Source organism: Pseudomonas sp. HS6-2 (assembly GCF_049325675.2).
Lineage (GTDB): Bacteria > Pseudomonadota > Gammaproteobacteria > Pseudomonadales > Pseudomonadaceae > Aquipseudomonas > Aquipseudomonas putida_N.
Genome location: NZ_CM143906.1, coordinates 5,500,661 through 5,526,695, shown reverse-complemented (window position 1 = coordinate 5,526,695; position 26,035 = coordinate 5,500,661). Strand labels below are relative to the sequence as shown.

The 26,035-nt window shown below is 56.0% G+C and carries 27 protein-coding genes and 1 other annotated feature; of the genes, 13 read left to right on the top strand and 14 right to left on the bottom strand.

Annotation, left to right across the window (positions count from 1 at the left end):
• Window positions 1–51: 51 nt before the first annotated feature.
• Window positions 52–489 (top strand): response regulator, encoded by a 438-nt coding sequence (locus tag ACOKS3_RS25840; protein ID WP_028697820.1) that lies wholly within the window; start codon window positions 52–54, stop codon window positions 487–489.
• Here ACOKS3_RS25840 and ACOKS3_RS25835 read toward each other — a convergent pair.
• Window positions 486–902: a low affinity iron permease family protein gene (locus tag ACOKS3_RS25835; protein WP_028697819.1), complete on the bottom strand. Its 417-nt coding sequence runs from the start codon at window positions 900–902 to the stop codon at window positions 486–488. The two genes, ACOKS3_RS25840 and ACOKS3_RS25835, sit on opposite strands and share 4 nt — an antisense overlap.
• Before the next feature lie 165 nt (window positions 903–1,067).
• Here ACOKS3_RS25835 and ACOKS3_RS25830 point away from each other — a divergent pair, with 165 nt between their 5' ends.
• A complete protein-coding gene (locus ACOKS3_RS25830; RefSeq protein WP_028697818.1) occupies window positions 1,068–2,402 on the top strand; it encodes a cation:proton antiporter in 1,335 nt (444 codons plus the stop codon).
• 15 nt (window positions 2,403–2,417) lie between these two features.
• On the opposite strand, the gene ACOKS3_RS25825 is transcribed toward ACOKS3_RS25830, so the two are convergent.
• Window positions 2,418–2,798: a response regulator gene (locus ACOKS3_RS25825; RefSeq protein WP_028697817.1), complete on the bottom strand. Its 381-nt coding sequence runs from the start codon at window positions 2,796–2,798 to the stop codon at window positions 2,418–2,420.
• Between the two features lie 142 nt (window positions 2,799–2,940).
• Between ACOKS3_RS25825 and ACOKS3_RS25820 the strand changes: the two genes are divergently transcribed.
• Together ACOKS3_RS25820 and ACOKS3_RS25815 are read left to right on the top strand one after the other, a co-directional pair.
• Window positions 2,941–3,921, top strand: coding sequence for an IS5-like element ISPa41 family transposase (locus ACOKS3_RS25820; RefSeq protein WP_014003920.1), 981 nt, complete (start codon window positions 2,941–2,943; stop codon window positions 3,919–3,921).
• 232 nt (window positions 3,922–4,153) lie between these two features.
• On the top strand, window positions 4,154–5,707 hold the full coding sequence (locus ACOKS3_RS25815; protein ID WP_028697816.1) for a sensor histidine kinase: 1,554 nt from the start codon (window positions 4,154–4,156) through the stop codon (window positions 5,705–5,707).
• Window positions 5,708–6,083: 376 nt separating this feature from the next.
• Here ACOKS3_RS25815 and ACOKS3_RS25810 read toward each other — a convergent pair whose 3' ends face one another.
• Both ACOKS3_RS25810 and ACOKS3_RS25805 read right to left on the bottom strand, forming a co-directional pair.
• Window positions 6,084–6,368 (bottom strand): con-10 family general stress protein, encoded by a 285-nt coding sequence (locus ACOKS3_RS25810; RefSeq protein WP_028699941.1) that lies wholly within the window; start codon window positions 6,366–6,368, stop codon window positions 6,084–6,086.
• A 136-nt stretch (window positions 6,369–6,504) separates the two neighbouring features.
• On the bottom strand, window positions 6,505–6,957 hold the full coding sequence (locus ACOKS3_RS25805) for a response regulator (protein WP_009681427.1): 453 nt from the start codon (window positions 6,955–6,957) through the stop codon (window positions 6,505–6,507).
• Between the two features lie 267 nt (window positions 6,958–7,224).
• Between ACOKS3_RS25805 and ACOKS3_RS25800 the strand changes: the two genes are divergently transcribed.
• On the top strand, window positions 7,225–7,503 hold the full coding sequence (locus ACOKS3_RS25800; protein WP_028697813.1) for a hypothetical protein: 279 nt from the start codon (window positions 7,225–7,227) through the stop codon (window positions 7,501–7,503).
• Window positions 7,504–7,560: 57 nt separating this feature from the next.
• Here ACOKS3_RS25800 and ACOKS3_RS25795 read toward each other — a convergent pair whose 3' ends face one another.
• Genes ACOKS3_RS25795 through ACOKS3_RS25785 form a run of 3 tightly spaced genes read right to left on the bottom strand, consistent with a single transcriptional unit; the run spans window position 7,561 to window position 10,368 of the window.
• Window positions 7,561–8,886 (bottom strand): SDR family oxidoreductase, encoded by a 1,326-nt coding sequence (locus tag ACOKS3_RS25795; protein WP_028699940.1) that lies wholly within the window; start codon window positions 8,884–8,886, stop codon window positions 7,561–7,563.
• Window positions 8,887–8,918: 32 nt separating this feature from the next.
• Complete coding sequence (locus ACOKS3_RS25790; RefSeq protein WP_028697811.1) at window positions 8,919–9,152, bottom strand: PLDc N-terminal domain-containing protein; 234 nt, start codon at window positions 9,150–9,152, stop codon at window positions 8,919–8,921.
• Between the two features lie 13 nt (window positions 9,153–9,165).
• A complete protein-coding gene (locus ACOKS3_RS25785; RefSeq protein WP_028697810.1) occupies window positions 9,166–10,368 on the bottom strand; it encodes a zinc-dependent alcohol dehydrogenase in 1,203 nt (400 codons plus the stop codon).
• 206 nt (window positions 10,369–10,574) lie between these two features.
• Between ACOKS3_RS25785 and ACOKS3_RS25780 the strand changes: the two genes are divergently transcribed.
• Window positions 10,575–10,883 (top strand): hypothetical protein, encoded by a 309-nt coding sequence (locus ACOKS3_RS25780; RefSeq protein ID WP_028699939.1) that lies wholly within the window; start codon window positions 10,575–10,577, stop codon window positions 10,881–10,883.
• 1 nt (window position 10,884) lies between these two features.
• Here ACOKS3_RS25780 and ACOKS3_RS25775 read toward each other — a convergent pair.
• A protein-coding gene (locus tag ACOKS3_RS25775; RefSeq protein ID WP_154670344.1) for an IS3 family transposase occupies window positions 10,885–12,107 on the bottom strand; the annotation gives its coding sequence in 2 pieces (ribosomal slippage) (window positions 10,885–11,822 and window positions 11,822–12,107; 1,224 coding nt in all).
• Window positions 11,713–11,829: a sequence feature (AL1L pseudoknot), on the bottom strand. It overlaps the preceding gene by 117 nt.
• A gap of 181 nt (window positions 12,108–12,288) precedes the next feature.
• Between ACOKS3_RS25775 and ACOKS3_RS25770 the strand changes: the two genes are divergently transcribed.
• Window positions 12,289–13,143 (top strand): hypothetical protein, encoded by an 855-nt coding sequence (locus ACOKS3_RS25770; RefSeq protein WP_049275214.1) that lies wholly within the window; start codon window positions 12,289–12,291, stop codon window positions 13,141–13,143.
• A 155-nt stretch (window positions 13,144–13,298) separates the two neighbouring features.
• Here the strand turns inward: ACOKS3_RS25770 and ACOKS3_RS25765 are convergent, their stop codons facing one another.
• Both ACOKS3_RS25765 and ACOKS3_RS25760 read right to left on the bottom strand, forming a co-directional pair.
• On the bottom strand, window positions 13,299–14,420 hold the full coding sequence (locus ACOKS3_RS25765; protein ID WP_028699936.1) for a YiiX/YebB-like N1pC/P60 family cysteine hydrolase: 1,122 nt from the start codon (window positions 14,418–14,420) through the stop codon (window positions 13,299–13,301).
• An 86-nt stretch (window positions 14,421–14,506) separates the two neighbouring features.
• A complete protein-coding gene (locus tag ACOKS3_RS25760) occupies window positions 14,507–15,079 on the bottom strand; it encodes a hypothetical protein (protein WP_028699935.1) in 573 nt (190 codons plus the stop codon).
• 388 nt (window positions 15,080–15,467) lie between these two features.
• Between ACOKS3_RS25760 and ACOKS3_RS25755 the strand changes: the two genes are divergently transcribed.
• Window positions 15,468–16,379 (top strand): CAAX amino protease, encoded by a 912-nt coding sequence (locus ACOKS3_RS25755; protein WP_028699934.1) that lies wholly within the window; start codon window positions 15,468–15,470, stop codon window positions 16,377–16,379.
• Between the two features lie 88 nt (window positions 16,380–16,467).
• Here ACOKS3_RS25755 and ACOKS3_RS25750 read toward each other — a convergent pair whose 3' ends face one another.
• The 4 genes from ACOKS3_RS25750 to ACOKS3_RS25735 form a co-directional block, all read right to left on the bottom strand.
• Complete coding sequence (locus tag ACOKS3_RS25750) at window positions 16,468–18,948, bottom strand: DEAD/DEAH box helicase (protein WP_028699933.1); 2,481 nt, start codon at window positions 18,946–18,948, stop codon at window positions 16,468–16,470.
• On the bottom strand, window positions 18,949–19,704 hold the full coding sequence (locus ACOKS3_RS25745) for a Hachiman antiphage defense system protein HamA (RefSeq protein WP_422764593.1): 756 nt from the start codon (window positions 19,702–19,704) through the stop codon (window positions 18,949–18,951).
• A 564-nt stretch (window positions 19,705–20,268) separates the two neighbouring features.
• Window positions 20,269–20,763 (bottom strand): hypothetical protein, encoded by a 495-nt coding sequence (locus tag ACOKS3_RS25740; RefSeq protein WP_422764594.1) that lies wholly within the window; start codon window positions 20,761–20,763, stop codon window positions 20,269–20,271.
• 98 nt (window positions 20,764–20,861) lie between these two features.
• A complete protein-coding gene (locus tag ACOKS3_RS25735) occupies window positions 20,862–21,518 on the bottom strand; it encodes a YciC family protein (RefSeq protein ID WP_422764595.1) in 657 nt (218 codons plus the stop codon).
• A 155-nt stretch (window positions 21,519–21,673) separates the two neighbouring features.
• Between ACOKS3_RS25735 and ACOKS3_RS25730 the strand changes: the two genes are divergently transcribed.
• The 5 genes from ACOKS3_RS25730 (at window position 21,674) to ACOKS3_RS25710 (ending at window position 26,015) form a co-directional block, all read left to right on the top strand.
• A complete protein-coding gene (locus ACOKS3_RS25730; RefSeq protein ID WP_103448873.1) occupies window positions 21,674–22,441 on the top strand; it encodes a DUF2076 domain-containing protein in 768 nt (255 codons plus the stop codon).
• A 68-nt stretch (window positions 22,442–22,509) separates the two neighbouring features.
• Window positions 22,510–22,989: an NYN domain-containing protein gene (locus tag ACOKS3_RS25725; protein ID WP_103448874.1), complete on the top strand. Its 480-nt coding sequence runs from the start codon at window positions 22,510–22,512 to the stop codon at window positions 22,987–22,989.
• Between the two features lie 9 nt (window positions 22,990–22,998).
• Window positions 22,999–23,604, top strand: coding sequence for a 3'-5' exonuclease (locus tag ACOKS3_RS25720; protein WP_422764596.1), 606 nt, complete (start codon window positions 22,999–23,001; stop codon window positions 23,602–23,604).
• A 109-nt stretch (window positions 23,605–23,713) separates the two neighbouring features.
• Complete coding sequence (gene yedA / locus ACOKS3_RS25715) at window positions 23,714–24,628, top strand: drug/metabolite exporter YedA (protein ID WP_422764597.1); 915 nt, start codon at window positions 23,714–23,716, stop codon at window positions 24,626–24,628.
• 55 nt (window positions 24,629–24,683) lie between these two features.
• A complete protein-coding gene (locus tag ACOKS3_RS25710; RefSeq protein ID WP_103448876.1) occupies window positions 24,684–26,015 on the top strand; it encodes a DEAD/DEAH box helicase in 1,332 nt (443 codons plus the stop codon).
• Window positions 26,016–26,035: the final 20 nt, after the last annotated feature.

Genomic DNA, 26,035 nt, shown 5'->3' with positions numbered 1-26,035 from the left:
CGTCCAGATGAGTGGAACACTCAAAGAATCAATTATGGACTGGAGAGGGTGATGAAGCTTGACATCGAGAGTTTATCGCTATCAGGGAAGACAGTAGTTGTCGTGGAAGATGATCCAACGCTTCAGACCCTGCTGGTGGAGATCCTAATCGAGTTGGGCGCCGCCTGCGATGCCTTCGATAACGCCGAAGACGCTTTGATTCACTTGATGGGACTTGGGAGCGACTGCTCGTTGATCGTCGCCGATCACGGTGTTCCTGGAAGCATCAAAGGCATGGAGTTCATCTCCATGGCCCACGAAAGGTGGCCAAGATTACCAGCCATTCTCACCTCGGGCTATCAGCTTGATCCATCGCAGGTCACCCCACCTGTCACTTACCTGTTCAAACCATGGTCAATTGACGAGCTCGCTGAAGCTATTAACCAGGCGCTCAGCTCTGCAAGTGTTCCGCCAGCTCTGCCCGCATCGTCCGACCATAACGCTCTTTAGCGCTGCAGGTTGTCTCGATCTGCATCGTCCGCCCGCTGCTCGCTAGACATTTGGTGGGGCGTCTCGCAGTGGCTGCCCATCGCCTGATATTCCTTGCGAAGTTTATGGATTTCTCGATTGTCGAGTGCTTCAAGATCGAGCACCGACTGCTCTGCGGATTTTGTAGCACGGATAAGCTCGTCGAGCTTCACGTGGATGATGTCGTTGTCCCGGTTCTGGGTATTCTGAATCAGGAAAACCATCAGGAATGTGATGATGGTGGTCGACGTATTAACGATGAGTTGCCAGGTGTCGTTGTAGTGAAACCAGGGCCCGGATGCAGCCCATGTGGCAATTAGTACCACGGCGATCAAGAAGGTACTCGGTTTACCGGCGTGGTTAGCGAGCGATTGGCAGAACTGGGCGAATTTCATGACGATAACTCCAATGCGACCTATCGGTTTTGACAGCAGAGGAGCGCTGAAATCTTTTTTTACATTTCGCCGTGATGATGGACGAACGTAGTAAGTGCAGCGGAACGACGTGTTTAGCCAGAAAGTCAAAAAATAATCGAAAATTCTCCCAAGGCTTCTGCGCAGATGACCTTCATCGTCTGGTTCGCCATGCTGGGTGCAGTGCTCCTGCTACTCTCGCTTTCATCCTCGTACCTGCGCTGGATTCCAGTTACAACGTCCGTTGTGTGCCTTGGCTTAGGTATGGCTCTGGGAACATCGGGCCTGGGTTTCCTACAGCTCGACTTGAGCAAGTCGAGTGGCTGGATGGAGCACCTCACCGAAGTCGCGGTGTTGTTTTCGCTGTTCTTCAGTGGCCTGAAGTTGCGCTTGCCCTTGCACAACCGCAGCTGGTTGAGCGCTTTCTATCTGGCGGGGCCGGTGATGTTGCTCTGCATCGGTGGGGTAACGCTGGTGCTGCATTACGGCCTCCACCTGGGGTGGGGAGTGTCCGTTCTGATTGGAGCTATCCTGGCACCCACAGACCCGGTGCTGGCAACCCTGGTACAGGTGGTTGATGCCCAGGACGATGATCCTGTCCGTTTCAGCCTGTCCGGTGAGGCAGGGCTCAACGATGGAGTGGCTTTTCCCTTCGTCATCCTCGGCCTGTTCCTGCAACAGGATACCGGGCAAGCCTGGTTCTCTAGCTGGCTCCTCAAGGACATGCTGTGGGCAGTCACTGCAGGTCTGCTGCTGGGCTATTGGATGGGGCGTGGCTTGGGCAAACTCACGCTTTTCTTGCGTTTGCGCAACGACGACAGCACCGTGTCGCCCAACGACTATCTCGCCCTTGCCCTGATCGCGCTGGCTTATGTGAGCGCCGAGACTATTCAGGCCTATGGGTTTCTCGCGGTGTTCGCTGCGGGCCTCGGTTTGCGCCAGGCGGAGGTTCACACCTCAAATAGCCCCGAGGATCCAGCTGCCGAGCATCTAGTACAGCCTGTGGTAGGACACCAGCATGTCGCGCCGGAGCTGGCCGTCAAAGGTGATGTGGAAGGGCTCGATGACTCACAGGTGGCAGCGGGGATAATGTTGGGGGACATGCTGGCATTCGGTAGCTTGATCGAGCGGGCACTGGAAGTGTTTCTCGTCACCATGCTCGGGGTAGTGCTCATTGAACATTGGGACTGGCGGGCAGTGCTGGTAGCCGGCGCCTTGTTCTTTGTCATTCGCCCCGTCAGCATTCTGCTTTTCCCGGCTCGGGGAATGCTGGATATCCGTCAGCGCGGGCTTCTGGGGTGGTTTGGCATCCGAGGTATCGGCAGCTTCTACTACCTGTTCTATGCCCTCAATCATGGGCTGCTTCCCACCTTGGCCGCACAGAGCATTAGCTTGGTTTTGTCGGTGGTGGCGTTGAGCATTCTGCTACATGGATTGAGCGTTCAACCGCTGCTAGCCAAATACGAAGCATGGAAGGGGTAGGCAGCGTTCTTTGGATCAAGCTTCTACTTGCGGCGGGAGCGTTACTAATTTGTTGATCAGCGAGGCGAGATCAGAAATCTCCCAAGGTTTGGGGAGAAATGCTGTCCGAGCAGGCAGCAAACCGGTGTCGATTACTGCGTCGCCCGAAGTCAGAATCACTGGCAGGGTAGGCCATCGACGCCAAATCTCGTGTGCAAGGCCTAAACCGTCCATGCTTCCAGGCATATGAATATCGGTCATCACCAAGCTAGGGACATCCTTATTGCAAAGGTAATGCAACGCCTCGTCAGCATTTGCGCAGCACGTCATAGCAACGGCGTAGAGTGACGAGAGGCTCTCGGCAGTTAGGTCTCTCAGGAGGTCGTCGTCTTCCACAATGAGGATGGTTTTCGGCATGTAAGGTTTGCTCGCGGGTCATATGCATTAGGGCTCTGGGCCTCTACGCCGTTGCTCCTGGGCGATAAGTGGTGCCCTAGGGAATCTCCGAACAAGCCTTCAGTTATGCGAGAATCCCCGCAACACCTGATCCGAGCCGCCCATGAGCCAGATGAGCTTTTCCGACTTTGAGTACGCCGGCAAGCGCAAGCAAACCCGCCGAGAGCGCTTCCTCGCCGAAATGGATCAGGTGGTGCCCTGGGCAGGCCTGCTGGAGCTGATCGAACCGTTCTACCCCAAGGCCGGCGGCGGTAGAAAACCCTATCCTCTGGAAACCATGCTGCGCATCCATCTGTTGCAGAACTGGTTCTCCCTGAGCGACCCGGCCATGGAAGAAGCGCTCTACGAAATCACGCCCATGCGCCAGTTCGCACGCCTGACGCTGAGCGCGCCAATCCCCGAAGACACCACGATCATGAACTTCCGGCACTTGCTGGAGAAGCATCAGCTCGCACCGGCAATCCTTGCGGTCATCAATGGTTATCTGCAGGAAAAAGGCCTGTCGCTGCGCCAAGGCACCATCGTCGATGCCACCATTATTCATGCCCCCAGCTCGACCAAAAATAAAGAAGGCAAGCGTGATCCCGAGATGCACCAGACCAAGAAAGGCGGTCAGTATTTCTTCGGGATGAAGGCGCACATCGGTGCCGATGTCGAGTCCGGCCTGGTGCATCACGTCCATGGCACCGCTGCCAATGTGGCCGATGTCACGCAGGTGGCTGAACTGCTGCATGGCGAAGAAAACGCCGTGTATGCAGATGCCGGTTACACCGGTGTCGAAAGGCGCGAAGAGCATGAAAATCGGGGGGTGATCTGGCAGATTGCAGCGCGTCGCAGCACCTATTCCAAGCTGAACCAGCGCAGCGTACTGTACAAAGCCAAGCGCAAGATCGAGTTCTGCAAGGCTCAGACACGGGCCAAGGTCGAGCATCCGTTTCGCGTGATCAAGCGGCAGTTTGGTTACGTGAAAGTACGTTTTCGTGGGCTGATGAAAAACACGGCTCAGTTGACCACGCTGTTCGCCCTGGCAAACCTGTGGAGGGTTCGAAAACAGCTCATGGGTATGGGTGAGGTTCGCGTTTAACACGGAGAACCGGTCGAAAAAGCTCTCCGTACATGATTTTTCGGTCACTTTTCGTCCAATGACGCTGTAGGTGCCTGGAAAATTGCAACTTGCCGCGGCTGCACGACAAGTTGATCGGAGCATCCCTAGGCGCCGTCATGAATTAGCGGCTATGGTAGGAAAGCGGTAAGCGAAACGACTGTACGCTCTGAAAGGATTCTGGGCGTTTCCCGTTATTGCGGAAGGGAAGACTATGCAGCAGCTACCAGTGGACGAAACCATCCGAGCGGCATTGAAGAAGACTCATGCGCGCTTGCACCGCCAACATGAGCTCGTGGTCGAGTTTGGCGTAATGTCCCTGAAGGCTGCGGACTTGGATCTGTTGCTGACCCGTGCATGTGAAGTAGTCGCTGAAGGGATGAGCACTCGTTTTTCCAAGGTGCTCCAGCCAGCAGAGGACGGGGAAGGGGAAGGGTTTGTTCTGACCCACGGCGTTGGCTGGGATGCTTCTGACATCGGGCGGGCAACCGTGGGCGGCGATGTGGCTAGTCCCGCAGGCTATGCATTGGCCACCTACAGGCCCGTACTCTCGAATCATTTGGGTATGGAAAACCGCTTTCGAACGCCGGAACTGCTGAAAAAATATGGAATCGAGCGGGCCATCAATGTCCCGATCCGGGGTTTGCTCAGCCCGTTTGGTGTACTGGAAGCCGACAGCAGCAACGGGGACGATTTTGTAGAGAGCGATCTGGTATTTCTGGAAGGCATCTCGAACGTCATTTCCATGGCTGTCGAAAGAATATCTGCAGGCGTGGATGTTCCAGTTCCCGACCCTTATTCCGAGACCATTCTGAACGCAAGCCCTGACTGGGTGGATATCTTGGCCCCGAACGGCGAGATCGAGTTCATGAATGAAGCCGGGCTGACATTCCTGGATACCCAACTGACCACTGTTAAAGGTCAGCGATGGTATGACTTGTGGCCTGAGGAGTCGCGATCATTTGTTTGGGAGGCGGTAGCTAAAGTCAGCGCTGGCGAAACCATGAGGTTCGAATCGTACTGCCCAATCGCTCCCGATGAACCCAAATGGTGGGACGTGACGGTGGCGCCGATCCTCGGAGCGGACGGCAAGGTCGAGCGAATGATTGCCGTATCGCGAGATATCACCGAGCGTCATCAATATGAGGCTCAATTGCTGTCGCTCATCGAGGCTCAGAATAGCAAGCAGAACCGAAGCGACCTCTATCTCGAAGAGATCCACCATCGCGTCAAGAACAGCCTTCACCTGGTAAACACACTGCTGTTGCTACAGGCCAATCTCACGCCCGATGCAGCGGTTAAATTGCAGCTTGAAACCGCTGCAGGCCGAGTAGTGACCATTGCCACGGTTCACGAGCGGCTGTACCAGGCTGCCGAAGATCAAGAACTTCGTGCGCGTGATTACCTCACTGCTCTGTTGGGGGATCTGGGCAGAGCCTTAGCCGAGCGCAAAATTGTGCTGGACGCTGACGAGTTCGTATTGCCTTCAGAAAGAATGGCGCCCCTGGGACTGGTAATTTCTGAACTGATCACCAATGCCCTCAAGTATGGTAAGGGCAACATTGAGGTGGCCGTCAAGCATGCCGGCGACCATGCGCTACTCACCGTCAGGGATGAGGGCGACGGCTTCCCTGATAATTATCCAAAGCCGACAGGTACGGGGCTTGGCATGCGATTGGTCAAAAGCTATTCCGGTTACGGTAGCGCGGCAGTGGAGGTTGATCGGCAGGATAGTAAAAGCTGTATCCATGTACGCTTCAAACTTTAGGCGCGCCTGCACACACCGATGGCACTTAGCCAAATGCGTATGGTCGTAATGAGGCTGATTCGAGACCTGGGATCATCATTGGAGGAGTAGGGTATGCGTAACTGGGGATGGCTGATGACTGCGGTAGGTTACGCTGGGCTTTCAGGAATGTTAGCCATAATCGGCGTTGCGGTTTCAGGGTTTCACAACCTCACTAGCGAGATGCTAGGGGTGAGCCTGTTGCTAGCGGCAGCGTCATTGGCGCTGGTGTTCGTTGGTGGTCGTCTTCGAGCGAGAGGCAAACCCTTGTTGCCCATTTCGCTGTCTTCTTAACACCGCTTTCATTTTCTCTAAAAGTGGCCAGAGTGCCATGCACCCCGGCCTGGCTCATTTCAAGTTAACGGTTCTCGCTACCGCGACCGCCGCCGTGGCTGTTTTGCCCGCCTTTACGGCCAGCCTCCGAGGCACGCTCACGGTCGTTGGCAAAGTTGCCGCCTGAGCTCTGCCCGCCTTTACGGCCAGCCTCCGAGGCACGCTCACGGTCGTTGGCAAAGTTGCCGCCTGAGCTCTGCCCGCCTTTGCGACCTGCCTCCGACGCTTTCTCGCGATCATTGGCAAAATTGCCAGGATTGTTCTGAGCAGTACCACCTTGATGGCCACGATTGGTTTGGTTGTTAGCCATGATCTTTCACCTCATGTCGTCACACAGGAAAGTCTGTGTTCAACTCGGACGTCCTGGGGCGGGGTGTTTACTCAGTGGGTTTTGGCCAAGGCCGACGGGTTGCGCGAAAGAACCGGTGCAGGCGTGTGTGGCGTCCTTAAGCTTTGTTCGCGAACGTTTGGGAAAGATCAAGCTTGGCAGACGCCGACCTCCCACCCCCGTCGGCGTGGTTCAGCTGAGCGCAGAGCAGTTCCTGGAGCTGGGTTATTGGCCACGGCTTAGGAAGGAACTCCGCACCTGGCGGCAACACTCTCCCTGCAAATTCGTAGTATCCGCTCATGACAATGATGCGCGTCTGAGGTTTTTGCTGGCTTGCCATCCAGGCAAGATCAACCCCATTGAGTAAACCAGGCGTTTGTACATCCGTTATCAGCAGCGTCCAATCTTGCTTCCTCAACGCCTCATTACCGTCATCGGCAGTCGCCACCGCTGTCACCATGGCCCCCCATTCTTCCAGGTACAGGGTCAAAAGCTCTCGAATCATGGGTTCGTCCTCAACGATGAGAACAGTTGGGCGAATTATCTTCGCAGCGGAAAGCAGCTCTTTCATATGTGTACTCGGACATGCGGCTGCAGGAAGGGAGGGACATCCAGGTCTGCTTGCTTTCTTCCAGCAAGACGTAGCAGCGCGCCATCACTACGACATCGCTAGCGTTCAAGAAATTCACTCCAGCTTGAGTCAGTGCCATACATTCCCATCCGTGAGCGGATCTATAACGGGGGCGACCATCTGGACGCATCCATGCCGCTGACACCGCCCTACTGAACCTCTGCAATCTGCGTGACTCAACCCTCCATCAGCGTATGAGGCCTCCTGATGCGAACGCTCGAGAAAAACCTGTCTGCCGCCCAATTGCTGAAGCTCAATTGTTTGGCGGTTTGGTATCGGATGCTTGAAGACAGGGCATTGCGCATGGACTCGCCTGACGACTATCACGAGGAACTGCTTCGCCAGGCCGATGAGATGGATCGTCGAGGGATTATCTGCTGGCAGGAATGGCGCGATCTTCGTCTGGAGGCTGACGTTGCTTACCTGAGAGCGGTAGCAGGGGAGGACTATCACCCGGTTAAACCCACGAGCTCGTCAGCAGAGTAGGGATCGAACGTGATCTCGCAATGAAACCACGCTCATTCCTCTGTAAGCAGATCTTCTCTATCTATCCCTGCGTCGTGAATGTGTGAGTGTAAAACCCACAAGGATTCCCAGCGCCGCTGCGCCGATCAGCAGGGGCGTTTTATCTTTTGGCTTCCTCCAACCTCCTTCGATACCCCTCCCGCCACTTGGAGGCTCAAAGAGGTTGCCTGATGATGCTTCGGCTATGGGGCTGCGATTTATCCCCCAGCGCGACAGCCTTCCTGACAACAGAGGCAGGCCTGGTATCAGGTAGCTGGCCAAATGCGCGAGGCGCGCCGCAGCGCCAACCGTGGTGTGAGCACGAGGCGAGATTGCGCAGGCCACCATAGCCTTCGCCACCATTTCGGGATCGTATATGGGGCCTGGTGGTGTCAGCGCGTGCCCTGTGTAGTTGCCGCCGTCTCGGAAGCCAGGTGTGTCCATGACTGCTGGATAGATATCGCAGACATGGATGTTGGGATATTCAGTCAGCTCGCCTCGCAATGCCTCGGTCAGTCCACGTAAGCCGAATTTGCTCGCCGAATAAGCGGCGGCGTAGGGCTGGGCCACCCAGCTGCCCAGCGACAGCGTGTTGATGAGCGTGCCGTTACCCTGAGCCTTGAAGTAGGGAAGGGCGACGTAGGCACCTCGCAGGTAACCGATCAGGTCAGTCTGGATGACCTGCTCGTGCGCCTCCAACGGCGTTTCTTCGAAATTGCCGACCGCGCCGACCCCGGCATTGTTGACCCAGATATCGATCCGTCCATGTCCAAAGTCTGCGGCCTGAACGGCAAGCGCTTGAACCTGGTCGCTGTGGGTAACGTCGGTCGTGATCGCTATGGCGTCCGTACCGCAATCGGTGCATTCATCCAGTACGTCGAACAACGCCTCTTCGTCGCGTGCGGCGAGTACCAGGCGAGCACCTTTGCACGCAAAGGCATGCGCGGCTGCTCGGCCTATGCCGCTGGATGCGCCGGTGATGACCACGACCTTGCCGCGCAGAGGCCCTTTGAGCGGAGCGCCACGGACAGGCGCTTCTCGTTGCGCACCCGAGGCGCTGGGGTCAAGGGGGGCAACGGTTTCGCTGGCCTCGATCCGCGAGAGCTCAAGAGAGGTGCCATCGATCAGGGTCAACGTCAGCCCTTCCACCGTGCCTGCCTCCCGGTTTGGAAATACGGGCTCACCTTCGGCATCCAGGCTGTCGTAGATGAAGCGCGTACCTTCGAGCCAGCCCACGGCGGTGAGAAGCTCAGGGCCGAGATAATACTTCCCGTCTTGAAAGAAGCCGGGGAACTGATGAGCGCGCTCCACGTTTTCCACGCGATAGCGTTTGCCTGATTTCATGCCTGTCGCTTGATTGATCATGTTGAAACCCCTGTAAGTGGAGCTCGGAAATGTCAGCCTTTGCTGTGCTCATCGGAAGTGGGCCCGGTGCCTCGCTTGATGCCTCGCGGGCCGGCAACGCCCCAGATACCCAGGCCAACCAGCGGTAGCGCGAGTATCAGCAGAGCCCAGGCCGCTTTGACTGCATCTGACTTGTCGCTTCTGAAGACGCTGACGATGGCCCACAGATCGATCAGTAAAAGGATTGCCGCGACGGCAATCCAGAAGTAGCTGGCGATACCGTTCATGTGCTTGACTCCTCTACACGAAGTCAGGGCCCAAGGCGCCCGCTGCCGCGCCTGGCACGAGGATGACCTTGCGACAGTTGTCCTGCTTCTGATCGAACATTTTGTAGCCCATGGCCGCTTCTTCGAGGGCCAGGCGGTGGGTGACGATCAGCTCTGGTTGCAGGCGTCCTGCCTCGATGTGTTCAAGAAGTTCAGGCAAATATTTCTGCACATGGGTCTGGCCCATCTTGAAGGTAAGGCCTTTGTCGAAGGCATCGCCGAACATGAACGCGTGGATGAAGCCGGCGTACACACCGGGGACGCTGACAACGCCACCACGACGCACTGCAGCAATGCTCTGGCGCAGCGCCTTGCCGCTGCTGCCTTCGATCTTCAGCGCCGTCATTACCGTTTCGGCAGTGCTGCCTTTGGCCTCGAATCCGACCGCATCGATCACCGCATCGACCCCGCGCATGCCTGGAGTCTGACGGATGATGCTGTCGGCTGGATCGTCGTCCTGCTCGAAGTTGATGGGTATGACGCCGTAAGCCTCGCGGGCGTAAGCCAGGCGGTAGCCGTTGTCATCGACCATGAAGATGGTCTGGGCACCGAGCATTCGCGCACAGGCGGCGCTCAGCAAGCCCACCGGCCCGGCGCCGTAGATCGCCACCGATGACCCTTGGCCTATTTCGGCATTGATGACCGCCTGCCACGCGGTCGGCAGGATGTCCGAGAGAAACAGTACCTTGTCATCGGCCAGCTCGGTGGGCACTTTGAACGGGCCGACGTTGCCCTTGGGCACCCTCACGTAATCCGCCTGGCCGCCAGGGATACCGCCATAGAGATGGCTATATCCAAACAGCGCGGCGCCTGGGGGAATCCCCTTCTTGTTGATGATCGCACCACGACCTGTGTTGGTGGTTTCACAGGCAGCAAACAGATCGTGCTGACAGAAGAAGCAACTGCCGCAAGCGATCACAAAGGGAATCACTACGCGGTCGCCGATCTGCAGATTGGTGACGGCACTGCCAGTATCTTCGACGATGCCCATGAACTCATGGCCGAAGATATCACCCGCTTCGGTTTCTGGAATTTTGCCTCGGTAGAGGTGCAGGTCAGAGCCACAAATGGCCGTGGCGGTGACCCTGAGGATGATGTCGTCTTCGTGCTCGATGATGGGATCGGGGACGTTATCGACCCTGACGTCGTGTGCTCCGTGGTAGGTGAGCGCTCTCATGAGGGTAAGCTCCTGCAGGCGTTTTTCCGTGGTAGGTATGCAGGGGAAGCCAGGACAGATGGCAAAGTTCAGCCCAACAAGTCCGGTGGTACTTAAAACTCATTCTCGACGCCACCATTTCAAGCTGAACATTCCTGATCACACCGGTATCGAACGATCTGAGCCCGTGCCACAAGAGCCAGGCCGATTAAACGAGGGGCGGGGCGATGGACGACACGATGTTGGCATTCATGGTGTTCGCTGCCTCACGACCTGAAGTGCTTGAGCAGGTACAAGCGCTTACAGAAGCGGAGGCATTGGAGGCTGGCGAAGCACTCCCGGATCTGCGTGAAACCATGGCCGTTCAGATCCTCACTGCTGAAGCCAAGGCTCAGCGCAAAACCCTGGCCACGCTCGTTGAGGTGATTTTGGGCAAGGTCGTCATCGAGCCCGATACGGCCACCAATCCCGGTGCCTCCAGCCTTGAAAAATACAACCTGAATCGCCCCGGGTTTCGTGGAGGCCGTTTCGTTTAAGTCAGGCCGCAATGGCCTGACCTGCTTGTTGCTGGTGGAAGTTTGCCTCAGCCTCCGCAGGCGGGATATAGCCGATTGAGCTCAGCAACCGCTGGTGGTTGTACCAGTGCACCCATTTCAAGGTCGCCATCTCAACAGCCTCGCGGCTCTTCCACGACTGGCGGTAGATCAGCTCGGCCTTGTACAGCCCGTTGATAGTCTCAGCCAGGGCGTTGTCATAGCTGTCGCCCTTGCTGCCAACTGAAGGTTCAATGCCGGCCTCTGCCAGTCGCTCGGTATAGCGGATCGAGACGTACTGGCTGCCACGGTCGCTGTGATGGATCAGGCCACCCGTACGATGTGGCTGGCGGGCATACAGGGCTTGCTCCAGGGCATCCAGCACGAAGTCGGTCTTCATGCTGGTACTGACTCGCCAGCCGACGATACGGCGTGCAAAGACGTCGATCACGAACGCCACATACAGCCAGCCCTGCCAGGTCGACACATACGTGAAGTCCGATACCCACAGCTGATTTGGGCGGTCGGCATGGAATTGGCGCTGCACGCGATCCAGCAGGCAGAGCGACTTGTCGCCGGCCACCGTTGTGCGCAGGATCTGGCCGCGCCTGATGCCCTGCAATCCAGCCCGACGCATCAACCGCTCTACCGTACATCTGGCCGCCTCGATACCTTCTCGCCTGAGTTGCTTCCAGACTTTCACTGCGCCATAGCACTGCATGTTGGTGTCCCACACCCGCTGGACTTCCAGGGTCAACGCGTCATCACGCTTAGCACGGCAGCAGCGTAGTGCCGGGTTGCGTTGCTGTGCCGCGTGCCTGCGGTAACCGGACGGGGCGATTTGCAAGACACGGTAAATCGACTCGACCCCGAGACGGTCACGATGCTGATCGACGAATGCCCTCAGGACTTGGTGCGGCGGTCGAGCTCCGCCTGGGCAAAATACGCACTGGCCAGGCGCAGGATCTCGTTGGCTTTGCGCAGCTCGCGATTCTCTCGCTCCAGGGCCTTGATGCGCTCACGCTCTTCACTAGTCTGACCGGGGCGCTGCCCCACATCTGTCTGCTGGCGACGAATCCAGCCATGCAGGGTTTGCGCGGCACAGCCAATCTTCGGGGCAATGGCCTCAATGGCCGCCCACTCGGAGGGGTAGTCATTCAGGTGTTCCAGAAACATGCGCACGGCACGTTCACGGACTTCAGGGGAGCAGGTCGTAGTCTTTCTCATGGCCTCATCTTCTCAAGAGTTGAGGCCTCCACGAAACCCGGGGCTATTCAGAATAGATTGTCTGCGATGATGTCATTAAGCTATGATCGTGAAATTACTTATCAAATACGCTAGAGGATCCCTTTGAGGATATTGATCCCTTTGAGGATATTTAGTGCTTTCATTGTCTGAGCCAGTGTGAATGAATAAGCCGGTTAAATTTCTAAAATTTCTTTGGTCGCCTCCGCAGTCTGTCGAGATGCTTATCTGGATGGTTGTGCCATTACTTTTGTTCTTCCGTCAGACATATGTTTACGGGTACAGAGCTATTGATTATTCTCTTCAGGAAAATTTTGGATTAATTATTGTTTCTACGCTATTTATCCTTTTTCCAATATTCTTTAGGCAAATATTCTCAAGCTTTCCTTTGGAGTTTTTGCTGAAAGGTAAGGCTTTCCATCAGGCATCTGCCAGTCTAGAACATAATGTCCCACCAAGGGTTGGGGATGGTTTAGACGGTAGCCATGCAAAGCGTTCTCGCGTTGCAAGCGGAGCGGATCTCCTGTTTGATCAGGCTGAAAATTCCCGCAATTTGGCCAGAAGCATTTATGGGCGTGCTGGCGTATATCTACTTCTCGGTATATTGGTGGCATTTTCCGGCCTTGCTTTTTTCTATATCCAGACGCCCGTTTTAAATGAGCCGGGTCAGCTGATCGATAAGCTGCTGCTTTTGGCGCCAAAGTTCGGGATACTGTTCTTTATTGAGTTTGTTGCTTTCTTTTTCTTGAGGCAGTATCGATCGGCTATGGATGAGTTTAGGTATTACGAGTCGATCGCAAGAAGGCGGGAGGAAGTCAGCGCGCTGCTCATACTCTCAGCTGAATCCGAGCCGAAGATCAATTTGATGGAGCTTCTGAAAAGCGACTGCTATTTCTCAAAGATTTCCGCACTTGAGAAAGATCAGTCTACAGAGATCCTTGAAGCCAGAAAGCTGGAGAAGGGTGAACTTGAGCTCTTGGAAAAAGTCGTAGATACGCTTGCTAAAGTTAAGCGCTGAGGATAAATAGGCTGCCATTCCTTTTGGCGATTCCAGGTTCTCGGAAGGGCGGCGTCACCCCATCGGCATTCGTGTAGAGGCTACATGCTGATAGGTGGCGCATCCAAGTGTCTGCTTTCGTAGCATCCCTATCAGCGCAACCCCTGTGATCTTATTCAGATTGGGCGATGTCCATCCAACAACTCTTGCCCTTGGCGAACCACAGATGCAACGGTCTCAATGGTTGAATTCAGATTTTGGGCCTCTTCCGGCATTCTAAGACTAAGGTAAGTGTCCCGAATTACCGATACTCGGATAAGGATTTCCTTAAGCATATTGTTGTAGAGTCTTATCTGTAGCCAGAAAAAATTAAGATTTTTTTCTTTATATAGCTGCGAAAGCTGATATTGCATTGTTCCAAACCTTCGGAAAAGGCCAGGCTCCTTTTCAAGCTCGTCGTCGATATAGTCGCCAGGATCTTCAATTTGCCTAAGTTGATGTATGAGGAGTTTGCTGCTGTATCGATGCGGGTTGTTTATTGATTCTATTTTGTAGAATTCAAGATAACCGCTGCTCTGCATGAATTCAGATATTTGTTGGTCGTACTCTGGGTGAGCAAGCAGGAAGCTGTTGACATCATCAAGCGCTTGGATATCCCATTTTTTAGCCAGTTCCTCATTCTCACCTACTAGATGTCTGACCTTGCCTAGCCAGTCATAGGTTTGCCGCTGATGCGTCTGGTTTGGATCCTCCGTCATCGCGAAGGTAACCTCTGCTTCGCTAGCAGGCCTAACCACCCCTGGAACGGGCTCAAAGGCTTGACACAGCGAGAGTTGTCTCGGAGTGCAGAACGCGGGATTTCTCAAATTGATGAGATTGAAGTTTGCGTGTTCAAAGGACTTAGCTACCAAGCGAGAACAGAACTGTCGTTCACTTTCCTTGTGCCGCAGTAGCGATCTCGCTCTTACCGTGATTGCCTCATTGACCGAGTAAAGACTTCCAACCTTCGATTGTGCATAGTCGCATATAGCGTTTACCTCTTCTTCGGAAAGTGGCCGTTTGGCGCGTAGTACAAGAATATCAGTTGCTTTGTCAAAGATCAGGCGCTGTGGACTTTTGGAAAACACACCATCGAGAGTAGCTTCGATTGTGGTTCCTCCGATGTAAAGGGCAGCATGAGAGTATCTGCTTGCGGTGGCGGCTCGGATCCCCAGACTGGTGAGGCTCTTATCACCGGTCAGAAGGATATCGGCACGGCGGAGCAGTGAACGCTCTAGGATGAATTTATTGGAAGACATCGAAAGTCCTTCTTCTAGTTCTCAAATATGATTTTAATTGAGGGGTAGTGACGAAGGCCACGATTGGCATTTCTGCCGCCTGCGGCTCATCGGCGCCTAGTCCTGGTATGGCCGGAGACATGGTGCGATCTCACCGCCACGGGGCCATTGCGGGTGTTTCGGATGTGACCGCTTCGAACGTGTCCACTGACATGCTGAAAGATCGGCCAATCGGGCAGGAATGACAGCCCCTGTGTGTGGTGCCTGTAAACCTCAGGCATGTATTTCTTCAGGTACTCCTCCAGCGAGTCCTCTGCCACCTCGAAGTTGTAGACCCGCCAGTAGGCCTCGACCAGGTCTCGGTTTCGACGAAGGTAGTAGCGCTCGAGCCATCCTGGGTTATCCGTCTCGTATTCGTATTTTGCCAAGGCAGCAGCGTCGCTCAGCGATGCCTTGAAGCCCTCCTTCCAAGCCAGGAGCAGCATCAGGAGCACGCCTACGACGGCCATGTGATCTTTGTCGTAGATGAAGAAGTAGACGGCTGCCGGCGAAGCAAATCCGAATGCCAGCCAGCCAATAAGAGTGAAGGGAAAGAACAGGATCGGAGCAATGAGCAGGACAACCGCGGAGACGAACCAGGCTCCGAGAACGCCCGACAGCTTGAGCCAAATGTTCGGCATGAGTTCCCTCTGATCAACCAGTTCTGAGCCTGAAGGCCTAAACGAGCGTTACGAAGTGATGGCTATATGGTGGCAGGTCGATGGTAGCCTAACGGCTGACTAGCAAGGAATACGTGAACGATTTAGGGCGCTTTTTAGGTGCAGGAATGGCGGTTTGGAAGCGGGATGATAACGGGGGAGGCGACGTGTACGAGGGGGTGAAATGAGTACTTATATTCCAGAAACGAAAACCCCGGCTCGAGGCCGGGGCGGGTGTTTCGTGGTCTTTGCAAGGAGTCGTAAGCTTTCGCTCATTGGAGCTCAATGCCAACCGTTTCTCAATCCTACGAGCGGTTGACACTGATGTCAACCCCCTTTATACAGGCACCTGGCCAGTAGGAAGCCGAGCATGCCTCACACCATCCAGTATAGACCCCAGCTGATCGACCACCTCATCAGCTCTCACCGAATCGCCAGTTACAGCAAGGTATTTTCGACCAGCAATGACGCTGAGCTAGTGGGGGCCTACCTGTGGAACTCGCACGTTTGTGGGGTTCTCTACCCCCTGCTCAGCGCGGCGGAGGTCACGTTACGGAACTCGATTGACACCGCCCTGACGGCTGATCTTGGGAAATTTTGGTGGAAGGCAAAGACGCTTAAGTACAAGAGCTTTACTCCCGGAGGCCAGGTGCCCGATGCGGTCGCGAAACTGACTAAAAATTTCGGGTCAGCCTTCAACACCGCCTGGTACGAGCGCAAAAGCCGGCAGGTCAGTGGGCAGCCAGACCACCAAGAGGTCGTATCCAAAACGGAATTTTCCACGTGGGAATTCGTTCTGGACAACGAATATATGGGTAACAACCTTATCTGGCCGAAGAATCTTGGGCGGGTTTTCAAGGGCCAGTGGCCAACGAGTCAGGCGAGCGCCATGCTGGCCGGGTGCAAGGATCAGGTTGCGCCGGTACGGAAGTTCCGAAATCGAGTGTTCCACCACGAACCCGCTTGGAAGCGCTTCAACGTCAATGATGAACACCAAGCAGTGGCCCACCTGCACGAGAAAATCAGCAAAATCACTGAGCTGATCTCATGGATTTCGCCCGAAAAGATCGACCTTCTAGAGAGATCCGGGGTGATCCGAACGGCCTACCGTGCCTGCTCCGTGGCCGAAATCGAACGGTTCAAGTACCAGTCCAAGACGAGCACGGTCAACAGCATGGTCAAGCTCATCAAGGTTGCAGAGGCTGCAAGCGCTGGAAATGAGGTTATGAAAATCGCGTTATATGGAAAGCGGAAGGCGGTCTATACCCTTCAGGCTGACTGATAGGTGTTCTGCTGGCCGCCTCCGAGTCCTGCCCGCCCTCCCGGTATCAACCAGGCCAGCGGGCATCATCCTTCAGCTCTCTGTGGAGCTACGCCGACTGCTCTGGCACAGGTTTCAAGTTCAGCTGGGCTTCAAAGATCAGCAGGTCACTTTCTTCGTTCCGTCTCATCAGCCCGATTACATGGGAGCTGACCTCGATCTCACCATTCGCATTCATGCGCACATACCGAGGGTATCGATCAAGCAACAGTTCGGATAATCCGCGACTATACCCCTCGCGAATCAATTTGATTTTTGATTCATCGTCGGTACCGTACTTCACTCGCTTGTAGAAGCTAGGCTCTACGGCGCCCACTCCATTGAGGATCTCAAGGAATCTGAAGATTTTGTTGTCAAAAAAGTCGTCTTCGTCTTTGAGCCTTACGATTGCGAGATTGACTCGTTCTACGTCGTTCTTTCGTGAAATTCTTACATAGTGAGCACTATGGCTATTTTTGTACTTGGTGTCGCCCCAGCTGGACACGTATACATAGTCAGTGCCTTTCGTTTGGGGGAGATCTTCCCAGTATTTTAACGTGTGTCTGATGATTTGTTTTGTAGTGCGTTTTTTTAGTTTCCAATCCAGGAACATTGCGTAAAAGTCCAACGCTGCCTGATTTTTTAGGCGCAGCATGTCGCTATTTTTTGTTCCTGCATGAAACTTTTCGATGAAGCAAGTCTTGATGTCGGTTAAGAGCCGGTCGGCGGTATTGATTGGCCCATTCGCCTCGAGTGATAGGCTAATGGCTTCGTCCACGTCTTCTTCTGAGGCAAATACGTCGATTTCGCTGACGCTGTTGGCGATCATTAAGCGGCCAACCTCTGTCTTTACATATTTGCATTCTTCGCCAGTGACAACGCCTGGCTGAAGGTTTTCAAGCCTTGATACCGCGTCCTTGTGGCGTAGGGCGGCCTTGTCATCACTTATGTCAGCTGCTTCGAGGAGAACATTGTTGACCGTGTCTTCGTCTTCTTTCGAGACGTTTACGGAATTTTCGTAGAACGTCTTGAGGTTCGCTCTCTTGTGGGTGTATTCATCAACACCCAAAAGGTAAATGCTGGATTCAAGCTTTTGCAGCGCAGAACCCGCCTTGGGGTCAAATACCTCACTAAATCTGTTTACCCGACCAATCAAATTTTTGAACTGTGATGACGTCAGGTTTCCTATTCCTTTGGAGTAGTCAAATATAAACAGTCGCTCGATTGGTAAATTTACTCCTTCAAGCAACGTTGAGTTGCATACCAGGTATTTCATCGCCTTGGACTTATTGAACAGATTTTCAAGATAAAGACGGATGGTATCTGGGATTGAACCGTGATGGTACATCACACCCTTTCGTAGGCAAGCGATGAGCCGATAGCGCTTGTCGAACGTTTCCTCGAGTTCGTCGCAAGCTGTTTGAACCAGTGGGCATTCAATGTTTGGCAAGCTCTCGGCTAGTTCGAGCGCAAATTGCTCGATCCGTTTTTTCGTGTTTCCGTAGATAATGTTCTTGGCAAGGGATTCATTTTTAATAAGGTCAAAGCAGTTCTTGTGCTTGCGATCTAAGTCAATCCAGTGGTTAAGGAAATGATCATAGAGCTTAAGCTTTCCATCATCCTTTCCGGTTCTGAAGTCCCTAACAAGGAAACGCTCGGATTTTATATACTCATCAATCCTGAATCCCTTCGGTGTCATGTCCAAGTAGCGAACACGAACATTAAGCTCATTGCAAAGGAATGGAGTTAGAAACTTGAAGGAAGTGTCGGGGTTGCGAGCTCCCAAAATACATAGCATCGTGGCCAATAGTTCGTTGCGGCTATCGCCCTGGAGGAGGTTGTGCGCCTCGTCCACGAACACCATGTCGAATTTTAAATAACTATGCTCGTTAAGCATGCGATTCAGTCGTTCTTGAGTCAGTACAAAAACGCGGCAGTTTCGCTCAGGAGAATACATCTCGGGGTGCGTGATGACTTTGCCCATGTCGTTGATGTCAGCATAAATCAACCGCTTTTTTGTCTGAGCCAGTAAGGCTTTTGAGGGTACAAGAATGAGTACACGTTTTTCAGGGTTGTCTCTAACGGACTTAATGATCAGCTCTGATTTGCCGTAAGAGGTCGGAGCTACTACAACTGATGAATTTTCATACTCAGCTTGTACGAAAGTTCTCAAGGTGTCCTGCTGCTCTGTAAGCACCATCTCTTGATCGCGGAAGGTATCTACGTAGCTACTTACGATGTTCTGGATAAAAGAGTTGCTCAGCCGTTCATCTTGCTCAAACGACTTTCCGATAACGGCAGAAACTGGGAGAAGCCCGCTGTTCACGGCTACGTCGTAAAGAGGCTCGTATCGGCCAGTAAGGTTTCCATAAAGCAGGGTGATTCGATAACCTAGGCGCTTAATTTCTGCCGCGCTGTGATTAAGTAGTAATACAGCGATAGCGAGAAGTTTTACAGTTTCCCCATCGGACATTTCATGACCGCGCAGAAGGTTCATGTAAATGTCTTTGAAACGGGTTTTTGCTAACTCCTTGATGGTGAGCTCTTGCATTTAGCATCCTGCCTCTGTGCGAAGGAAGTCTTCTAGCTTCTGAAGCGTTCCTTTCTGAAGCGATAGCACTAGAACGGTTTTGAATATCGGGTTGGCTATCAGCTTGTTTGTGAAATGTTCGACTGTCTTCTCTTCTACTTTTCGCGTCGCATCGTTGAATAGCGCAGATACCAGAACGACATTGTTGTCTGAGGCAACAGCAGTGTTCAGGTAGGCGTTGTCACCCTCTAGACCTAGAATCTCAAGAACTGATTCTTTGTAGCCTTTACTTTCATTGATTGATTTCTGGGCGGCATTGATCGCGTTGTGCCAATGGTTCGTCTCGGCCTCGGCAAGTCGGCCCTTTAAGTCATCTCGAGCCTTGGCCAGCAATGCGCTAGTAGCTGCGCAAGAGGTTCTTGTGCCTGCTCCGCCCGACTTTACCTCGGTGATCCACACTTCATTCGAAGCGGATTCGTACAGGACGAGGTCAAAGCCTTTCCTGATGTGTTTTTCTTCCATGTTGAAGAGCGGGGAAATGACATCGAAGCTATCGAGCTTTTTAAGAATGATCACGTGTGCCAGGAGTTCTCCAAGCATACCAATTCGCGTCTTATCTTCTTTAGTCGAATAGCGATCCCAGAATGATTTGAGGGTGGCTGCATACTTGAACATGATTGAGCTGCGGCTGGCGAGATCGGCGCCATGGCAGATACGCGTTAGGTTGTCTCGTATCGTGGTCTTTAGCTCATCAGAAAAGTTTTCAACACAGCACACTGCGTACTAACCGGTTTGCTTGAAAATTACGCCATCCATAACACGATCTTTCCAAAGGGGCCGCAGCCTTTGCTTTCCCCATCGCCGTAGGCGACAGGACTCGAGGATCTGGCAGAAGAATCAGCTCCCCGGTGAGCGTCTGCGCTCGCGATCAGAGAGGCAATTCACGGCAATCAATGCCATGGAGGCACTGTGCCATTTAGTAGGAAGTATAGCGAGAGGTGTCTTTCACACCCCGAGATTTTCCCGCTCCCAAACTTAGCGTGGATTACCGTTTTAGGGTGAGGGGCGCGGGGTGTCAATCGTTGTGGAGCTGGATGCAGTCTGCGCACATTTTGGCTGTCAATATGTCCTCAAAATACCTGCAGAAGCGTCAATCCAGGGCGAATCCATTGACAGTCAATCACCGTCAATGGGTATGCGGGAGAAACCCAGGTTTTCTGCTGGTTTGAGCGTGTCAATCTATGCATCGCAGTTGCGATGGTGGTAACTACTGGCCGGATGACCCGTTGGTGGCTGAAGCGACCGCGCGGGCCAAGCCGCGCGGTACCTGAGCACCTCGCATCAGGCGCTTTGCCGGAGCAGGAAAGTGAGTGTTTCGCCTTCCTTTGTGTTCAGCAGATACATGGGCTGGCGGCTGTGATGCGGGACGTCTCTGATGGCACCTACCCGGTAGCCTTCATGATCGCGCACGTAGCAGATCAGGCCATGTTCGGTCAGCTCCAGCGGCTCGATCTTCCAGCAATCGGTTACTTCCGTTTTCTGGTAGAAACCCAGATAGTCGTTGCGGCTCAAGCCTAGCTTTTTGGGAGGGTGCCCGTTACTGGCGAGGCTGATGTGGTAGTGCAGGCGATCGTGTGTCTGGGAGTCAAAGGCAAAATCCAGGCGTATGGATTGTTCCTTGCCGCCGGCCATCAGCCAGTCGTACTGGGGGGCGATGCCCCAATCCCATTTGTCGCCGGTCTCGCTCAGTCGCAAGGGCACATATTTGTTGGCCGCGATTGCAAACAGGCGGCCGCTGAACGATTTGGCAAATGCAGTCTGTATTTCCGGGTCCATGGGGAGTCTCCAGAGTTATCGAGACCCCACTTTATGGAGCAGCCAGCCTGCGCTTAAGGCCGAACAGCTTCCTCCAGCACGTTGCCGTCATGGCGCAGTCAGGCGGCTGCGTCACTTTCCAGCAGCATGAACAGGCGATACAGCACCACGGTGCTGAACAGCTGCAGGAAGCCACTCAAGCTGTCCATGGCCAGTTCGGCTGCTGGCGAGGGCTCGGGGATGGCCATCAGCAGCAGCCCGTCGATCAGCCAGATCGGCGCCAGCACACCCACCACGCAGATCATGATGCGCATGAAGTGCCCGGTGGTCATACGCGCACTCTCGCGCATCGACTGCACCACTGGCAGGCCACGCAGCACCAGCAGGTATTCGGCGAACACCAGGTTGATCATGATCCACACGCCCGGGAAGATGAACAGCGCCAGCCCGGCCATGATCAGCAGCGAGCTGATCATGATCAGCAGGGCCAGCTGCGGCCACAGCTGCAGGGCGCGGGCGAACAGGTCGCGTTTGCGGATCTCCTGGCCGTTGCTGCGGGTATCCAGGTAGAGGATCAGCGCCGCGCTGTACAGCGGATAGAACAACAGGCTGATCAGCATGCCGTAGGCCGGCGAGGCCTGGTCGCCCAGCTGGCGATACAACAGTTGGGTAATGAGGGCTTCGAGCACCACCAGCGGCAGGCACAGCGGGATGATGCTGGCCAGGTGGCGGCGGAAGAAGTACAGGGAGTCGCGCAGAACGCTCAGCGGATTCATCAGTCAACATCGCAAGGCAGTAAAAGCAGGGGCATAACTTTAGCCCAGAGCTGTCACTTGCTGAAAAAAGTTTCACCCGTGCGGTGATTGAATCCGCAGCCCATGCGCCCCATCTTTGCCATGTCCGATGTCCTGCTAGCCCATGAGGTAGCCCAATGAACACAGATGAACAAACCCTGATCGACGGCCTGTTCGGCCGCATCAAGCAAGCCGAAGACCCGAGCCAGCCGCGTGATGTGCAGGCGCAGGCACGGATCGAGGAGCATGTGCGCCAGCAGCCGGCAGCGCCCTATTACATGACCCAGGCGATCCTGGTTCAGGAAGCCGCAATCAAGCAATTGGACGAGCAGAACAAGCAGCTGGAGGCCGAGCTGAAGCAAGCCCGCGCCCAGCTCGACGCGACCCGTGCCAGCAGTGGCAATGGCGGGGGCGGGTTCCTGTCGAGCATCTTCGGTGCCGGTGCGCGCAATCCGGAGCCGGTTCAACCGCAGCGCCCAAGTGCGCCGGTAGCGTCGGGTGGCGGTTGGCGTGAGCCGAGTGCGCCGGGCTTCTCCCAGCCGCAGCCGCAAATGCAAGCACAGGCACAACCGCAACAGGCCGGCTTTGGCGCCGCGCCGGCGCGCAGCGGTGCCAGCAGCTTCCTCGGCGGCGCGATGCAGACTGCTGCGGGCGTCGCCGGTGGTGTGTTGCTGGCGCAAGGCATCAGCAGCCTGTTCAACCACCACTCGCAGCCTGAGGAGGTGGTCGAGGTGATCAAGGAAGAGCCGGCACCGGCCAGTGACAGCGGCGGCTGGAATGACCAGGGCGGGCAGCAGCAAGTGGCTGACAATGACGGCTGGGGCAATGATCAGGGTGGTTTTGCCGACACTGACTATGGCAGCGATGACGGTGGCTTCTTCTCGGATGACGATACGTTCGTCTGATCGGTCTGGCATACTGCTGGCATTTCCGAAGGGGCGCTTTGCGCCCCTTTTCATGTCGAGGGTATGTGGTGAAAAAGATCGCGCTGTTCGCCGATGTGCAGAACCTCTACTACACCGTGCGCCAGGCCCACGGCTGCCACTTCAACTACACCGCACTGTGGAAGGAAGTCAGCCGCGAAGGCGAGATCGTCGAGGCCGTGGCCTATGCCATCGACCGCGGTGACAGCAAGCAGCAGCAATTCCAGCAGATCCTGCGCAACCTCGGTTTCGACGTGCGCCTGAAACCGTTCATCCAGCGCAGCGACGGTTCTGCCAAGGGCGACTGGGACGTTGGCATTACACTCGATGTGATCGATGCGGCCAGCCGGGTCGACCAGGTGGTGCTGGCCTCCGGTGATGGTGACTTCGACCTGCTGCTGGAGCGGGTCATCCAGCGCCATGGCGCCGAGGCGGTGGTCTATGGCGTCCCAGGCCTGACGGCGTTGTCGCTGATTCGCGCCGCCACCCGTTATGTGCCCATCGAGGGCGCGCTGTTGCTCAAGCACTAAGGTTTTTTCATGGAACGTATTGCTGTCATCGACTTTGAAACCACCGGTATTTCCCCCGGTGCCGGCTGCCGCGCCACCGAGGTGGCGGTGGTGATGCTGGAACGCGGGCGCATCGTCGAGCGCTATCAGAGCCTGATGAATGCCGGTGTGCCGGTGCCTGCCTTCGTCGCCGGACTGACCGGCATCACCACTGCCATGCTGCGCTCAGCGCCGCCGGTGGACAAGGTGATGAACGAAGTGGCCGAGTTCGTCGGTGATACCCCGTTGCTGGCGCACAACGCCGCCTTCGACCAGAAGTTCTGGGATTACGAACTGGGCCGCATCGGCCGCAGTCGTTGCCAGTCCTTCGCCTGTTCCCTGCTGCTGTCCCGGCGCCTGCTGCCGGCGGCGCCGAACCACAAGCTGGGCACCCTGACCCGTTGGGCCGGGCTGCCGGATACCGGTACCGCGCACCGGGCGATGGCCGATGCGGAGATGGCCGCCAACCTCCTGCAACATTTGGCCGGTGTGCTATGCCAGACCCACGGCATCCAGCAACTCTCCCACGAGCTGCTTTGCCGCCTGCAGAAAACGCCTGCCGCGAAAGTCCGCGAAACCTTGGCTAAGTACGCCTGATGAGCGCACCAAAAGTGTGCCGCTCATTTCGCGCTGTTTTGTAACTTATCTTTGCTTGCACACAGCCCTAAACTCAGTCACCCGAAAACGGATTTCTGAGTTGCCTGCCATGCCTGCCTCCCGTCGCTTTCCGCTGTTGCTCGTCGGCGCCTTCCTGGCCTTGTACCTGGTCTGGGGTTCCACTTACCTGTTCATTCGCATCGGCGTCGAGTCATGGCCGCCGATGCTGATGGCGGGGGTGCGCTTCCTGATTGCGGGCGGACTGCTATACGGCTTCCTGCGCTGGCGCGGGGTGCCGGCACCGACCTGGCCGCAATGGCGTGCGGCAGGTGCCATCGGCTTTCTGCTGTTCAGCTGCGGCAACGGCGGTGTGACCGTGGCCGAACATGCTGGCGTGGCATCGGGCGTGGCGGCGTTGGCAGTGGCCACCGTGCCACTGTTCACCCTGGTCTTTGGCTTGCTGTTCGGCCACCGCAACTCGCGCCTGGAATGGGCCGGGATCTTCCTCGGCCTGCTCGGCATCGGTTTGCTCAACCTCGGCTCGAACCTGCAGGCCAGCCCCATCGGCGCGGCGCTGATCCTGTTCGCGGCGGCTTCGTGGGCATTCGGTTCGGTGTGGAGCAAAAGCCTGCCGCTGCCACAGGGGCCGATGGCCAGTGCTGCCGAGATGCTGGTTGGCGGTGCGGTATTGCTGCTGGGCAGTGTGCTGTCTGGTGAGCGCATGACGCAGATGCCGACTGCTGCTGGCTGGGGCGCGCTGGCTTACCTGGTGCTGTTCGGTTCGATACTCGCCTTCAGTGCCTACATGTACCTGCTCAAGAACGTGCGCCCGGCCGCTGCCACCAGTTATGCCTACGTCAACCCGGCGGTGGCGGTGCTGCTGGGCATCCTCTTCGCCGGCGAAGAAATCGGCGCGGAAGAATGCCTGGCCATGGCGGTGATCATCGGCGCCGTGGTGCTGATCGGCTTGCCGCAGTGGCGCAAGGCTCCCGAACAACCGCTTAAGGGCGAAATCTGCAAGTAGCCAGGGGCGATGCGGTAAACTTGCCGCCTTCGCTGAACCCCCTGACGGTATTGCCATGAATTTCGCCCAACTCGGCCTGATCGAACCGCTGCTGCGCACCTTGCAGCAGCTGGACTACACCACCCCGACCCCGGTCCAGGCCAAGGCCATCCCTGCCGTGCTGGCCGGCCGCGACCTGATGGCCGCAGCCCAGACCGGCACCGGCAAGACCGCCGGTTTCGCCTTGCCAGTGCTGCAACGCCTGGCCTTGGAAGGTGAGAAGGTCGCCAGCAATTCGATCCGTGCGCTGGTACTGGTGCCGACCCGCGAGCTGGCCGAGCAGGTGCACAATAACGTGCGCGAGTATGCCGAGAACCTGCCGTTGAGCACCTATGCGGTGTATGGCGGGGTCAGCATCAACCCGCAGATGATGCGCCTGCGCCGTGGCGTCGACCTGCTGGTGGCGACGCCCGGTCGCTTGCTCGACCTGTTCCGTCAGAACGCGGTGAAGTTCAACCAGGTACAGACGCTGGTCCTCGACGAAGCCGACCGCATGCTTGACCTGGGTTTTGCCGAGGAGCTGCAGTCGGTCTACGCCGCCTTGCCGCGCAAGCGTCAGACGCTGCTGTTCTCCGCCACGTTCTCCGAGCAGATCCGCATGCTTGCCGGCCTGGCCCTGAACGACCCGCTGAGCATTGAAGTCAGCCCGCGCAACGCTGCGGCGACCACGGTCAAGCAGTGGCTGGTGCCTGTGGACAAGAAGCGCAAGACCGACTTGTTCATGCACCTGCTGCGCAAGCAGCGCTGGAAGCAGGTGCTGGTATTCGCCAAGACCCGCAATGGCGTCGATCAGCTGGTCGAGCGCTTGCTGGCTGAAGGCGTCAATGCCGACGGCATCCACGGCGACCGCCCGCAGGCCACCCGCCAGCGCGCGCTGGACAGTTTCAAGGCGCGGGAAATCCAGGTGCTGGTAGCGACCGATGTCGCGGCCCGTGGCCTGGATATCGACGACCTGCCGCTGGTGGTCAATCTCGACCTGCCGATCGTGGCCGAGGATTATGTGCACCGTATTGGCCGTACCGGCCGGGCTGGCAATAAGGGCGAGGCGATCTCGCTGGTGTGTGCCGATGAAGTGCAGATGCTGTCGGCGATTGAAGTGCTGACCCGGCAAACCTTGCCGCGTCATGAGGAACCGGACTTCATCCCCGAGCACCGGGTGCCGATGACCGATGCCAGTGGCCAGGTGATCAAGAAGCCGAAGAAGCCCAAGAAACCGAAAGAGAACAGCGCCAAGCGTGGCCTGGGGCGCTGGATGGACAGTGCCGAGGCGGGAGCGGCAGAGCCTTCGGTGAAGGCTGTGCGCAAGGTGCCGAGCTTCAACGGCGGGCCGCGCAAGCGCAAACCCTAGTTTCGGGATCTCTAAAAGCC

Bases quoted from the DNA above. Each gene is read 5' to 3' on its own strand.
- ACOKS3_RS25755 (WP_028699934.1), top strand. From the start codon at position 15,468: ATGCCTCACACCATCCAGTATAGACCCCAGCTGATCGACCACCTCATC.
- ACOKS3_RS25805 (WP_009681427.1), bottom strand. From the start codon at position 6,957: ATGAAAGAGCTGCTTTCCGCTGCGAAGATAATTCGCCCAACTGTTCTC.
- ACOKS3_RS25825 (WP_028697817.1), bottom strand. From the start codon at position 2,798: ATGCCGAAAACCATCCTCATTGTGGAAGACGACGACCTCCTGAGAGAC.
- ACOKS3_RS25770 (WP_049275214.1), top strand. From the start codon at position 12,289: ATGAATAAGCCGGTTAAATTTCTAAAATTTCTTTGGTCGCCTCCGCAG.
- ACOKS3_RS25815 (WP_028697816.1), top strand. From the start codon at position 4,154: ATGCAGCAGCTACCAGTGGACGAAACCATCCGAGCGGCATTGAAGAAG.
- ACOKS3_RS25760 (WP_028699935.1), bottom strand. From the start codon at position 15,079: ATGCCGAACATTTGGCTCAAGCTGTCGGGCGTTCTCGGAGCCTGGTTC.
- ACOKS3_RS25835 (WP_028697819.1), bottom strand. From the start codon at position 902: ATGAAATTCGCCCAGTTCTGCCAATCGCTCGCTAACCACGCCGGTAAA.
- ACOKS3_RS25740 (WP_422764594.1), bottom strand. From the start codon at position 20,763: ATGGACCCGGAAATACAGACTGCATTTGCCAAATCGTTCAGCGGCCGC.
- ACOKS3_RS25750 (WP_028699933.1), bottom strand. From the start codon at position 18,948: ATGCAAGAGCTCACCATCAAGGAGTTAGCAAAAACCCGTTTCAAAGAC.
- ACOKS3_RS25830 (WP_028697818.1), top strand. From the start codon at position 1,068: ATGACCTTCATCGTCTGGTTCGCCATGCTGGGTGCAGTGCTCCTGCTA.
- ACOKS3_RS25720 (WP_422764596.1), top strand. From the start codon at position 22,999: ATGGAACGTATTGCTGTCATCGACTTTGAAACCACCGGTATTTCCCCC.
- ACOKS3_RS25820 (WP_014003920.1), top strand. From the start codon at position 2,941: ATGAGCCAGATGAGCTTTTCCGACTTTGAGTACGCCGGCAAGCGCAAG.
- ACOKS3_RS25795 (WP_028699940.1), bottom strand. From the start codon at position 8,886: ATGATCAATCAAGCGACAGGCATGAAATCAGGCAAACGCTATCGCGTG.
- ACOKS3_RS25765 (WP_028699936.1), bottom strand. From the start codon at position 14,420: ATGTCTTCCAATAAATTCATCCTAGAGCGTTCACTGCTCCGCCGTGCC.
- ACOKS3_RS25800 (WP_028697813.1), top strand. From the start codon at position 7,225: ATGCGAACGCTCGAGAAAAACCTGTCTGCCGCCCAATTGCTGAAGCTC.
- ACOKS3_RS25840 (WP_028697820.1), top strand. From the start codon at position 52: ATGAAGCTTGACATCGAGAGTTTATCGCTATCAGGGAAGACAGTAGTT.
- ACOKS3_RS25785 (WP_028697810.1), bottom strand. From the start codon at position 10,368: ATGAGAGCGCTCACCTACCACGGAGCACACGACGTCAGGGTCGATAAC.
- ACOKS3_RS25810 (WP_028699941.1), bottom strand. From the start codon at position 6,368: ATGGCTAACAACCAAACCAATCGTGGCCATCAAGGTGGTACTGCTCAG.
- yedA (WP_422764597.1), top strand. From the start codon at position 23,714: ATGCCTGCCTCCCGTCGCTTTCCGCTGTTGCTCGTCGGCGCCTTCCTG.
- ACOKS3_RS25780 (WP_028699939.1), top strand. From the start codon at position 10,575: ATGGACGACACGATGTTGGCATTCATGGTGTTCGCTGCCTCACGACCT.
- ACOKS3_RS25730 (WP_103448873.1), top strand. From the start codon at position 21,674: ATGAACACAGATGAACAAACCCTGATCGACGGCCTGTTCGGCCGCATC.
- ACOKS3_RS25710 (WP_103448876.1), top strand. From the start codon at position 24,684: ATGAATTTCGCCCAACTCGGCCTGATCGAACCGCTGCTGCGCACCTTG.
- ACOKS3_RS25735 (WP_422764595.1), bottom strand. From the start codon at position 21,518: ATGAATCCGCTGAGCGTTCTGCGCGACTCCCTGTACTTCTTCCGCCGC.
- ACOKS3_RS25790 (WP_028697811.1), bottom strand. From the start codon at position 9,152: ATGAACGGTATCGCCAGCTACTTCTGGATTGCCGTCGCGGCAATCCTT.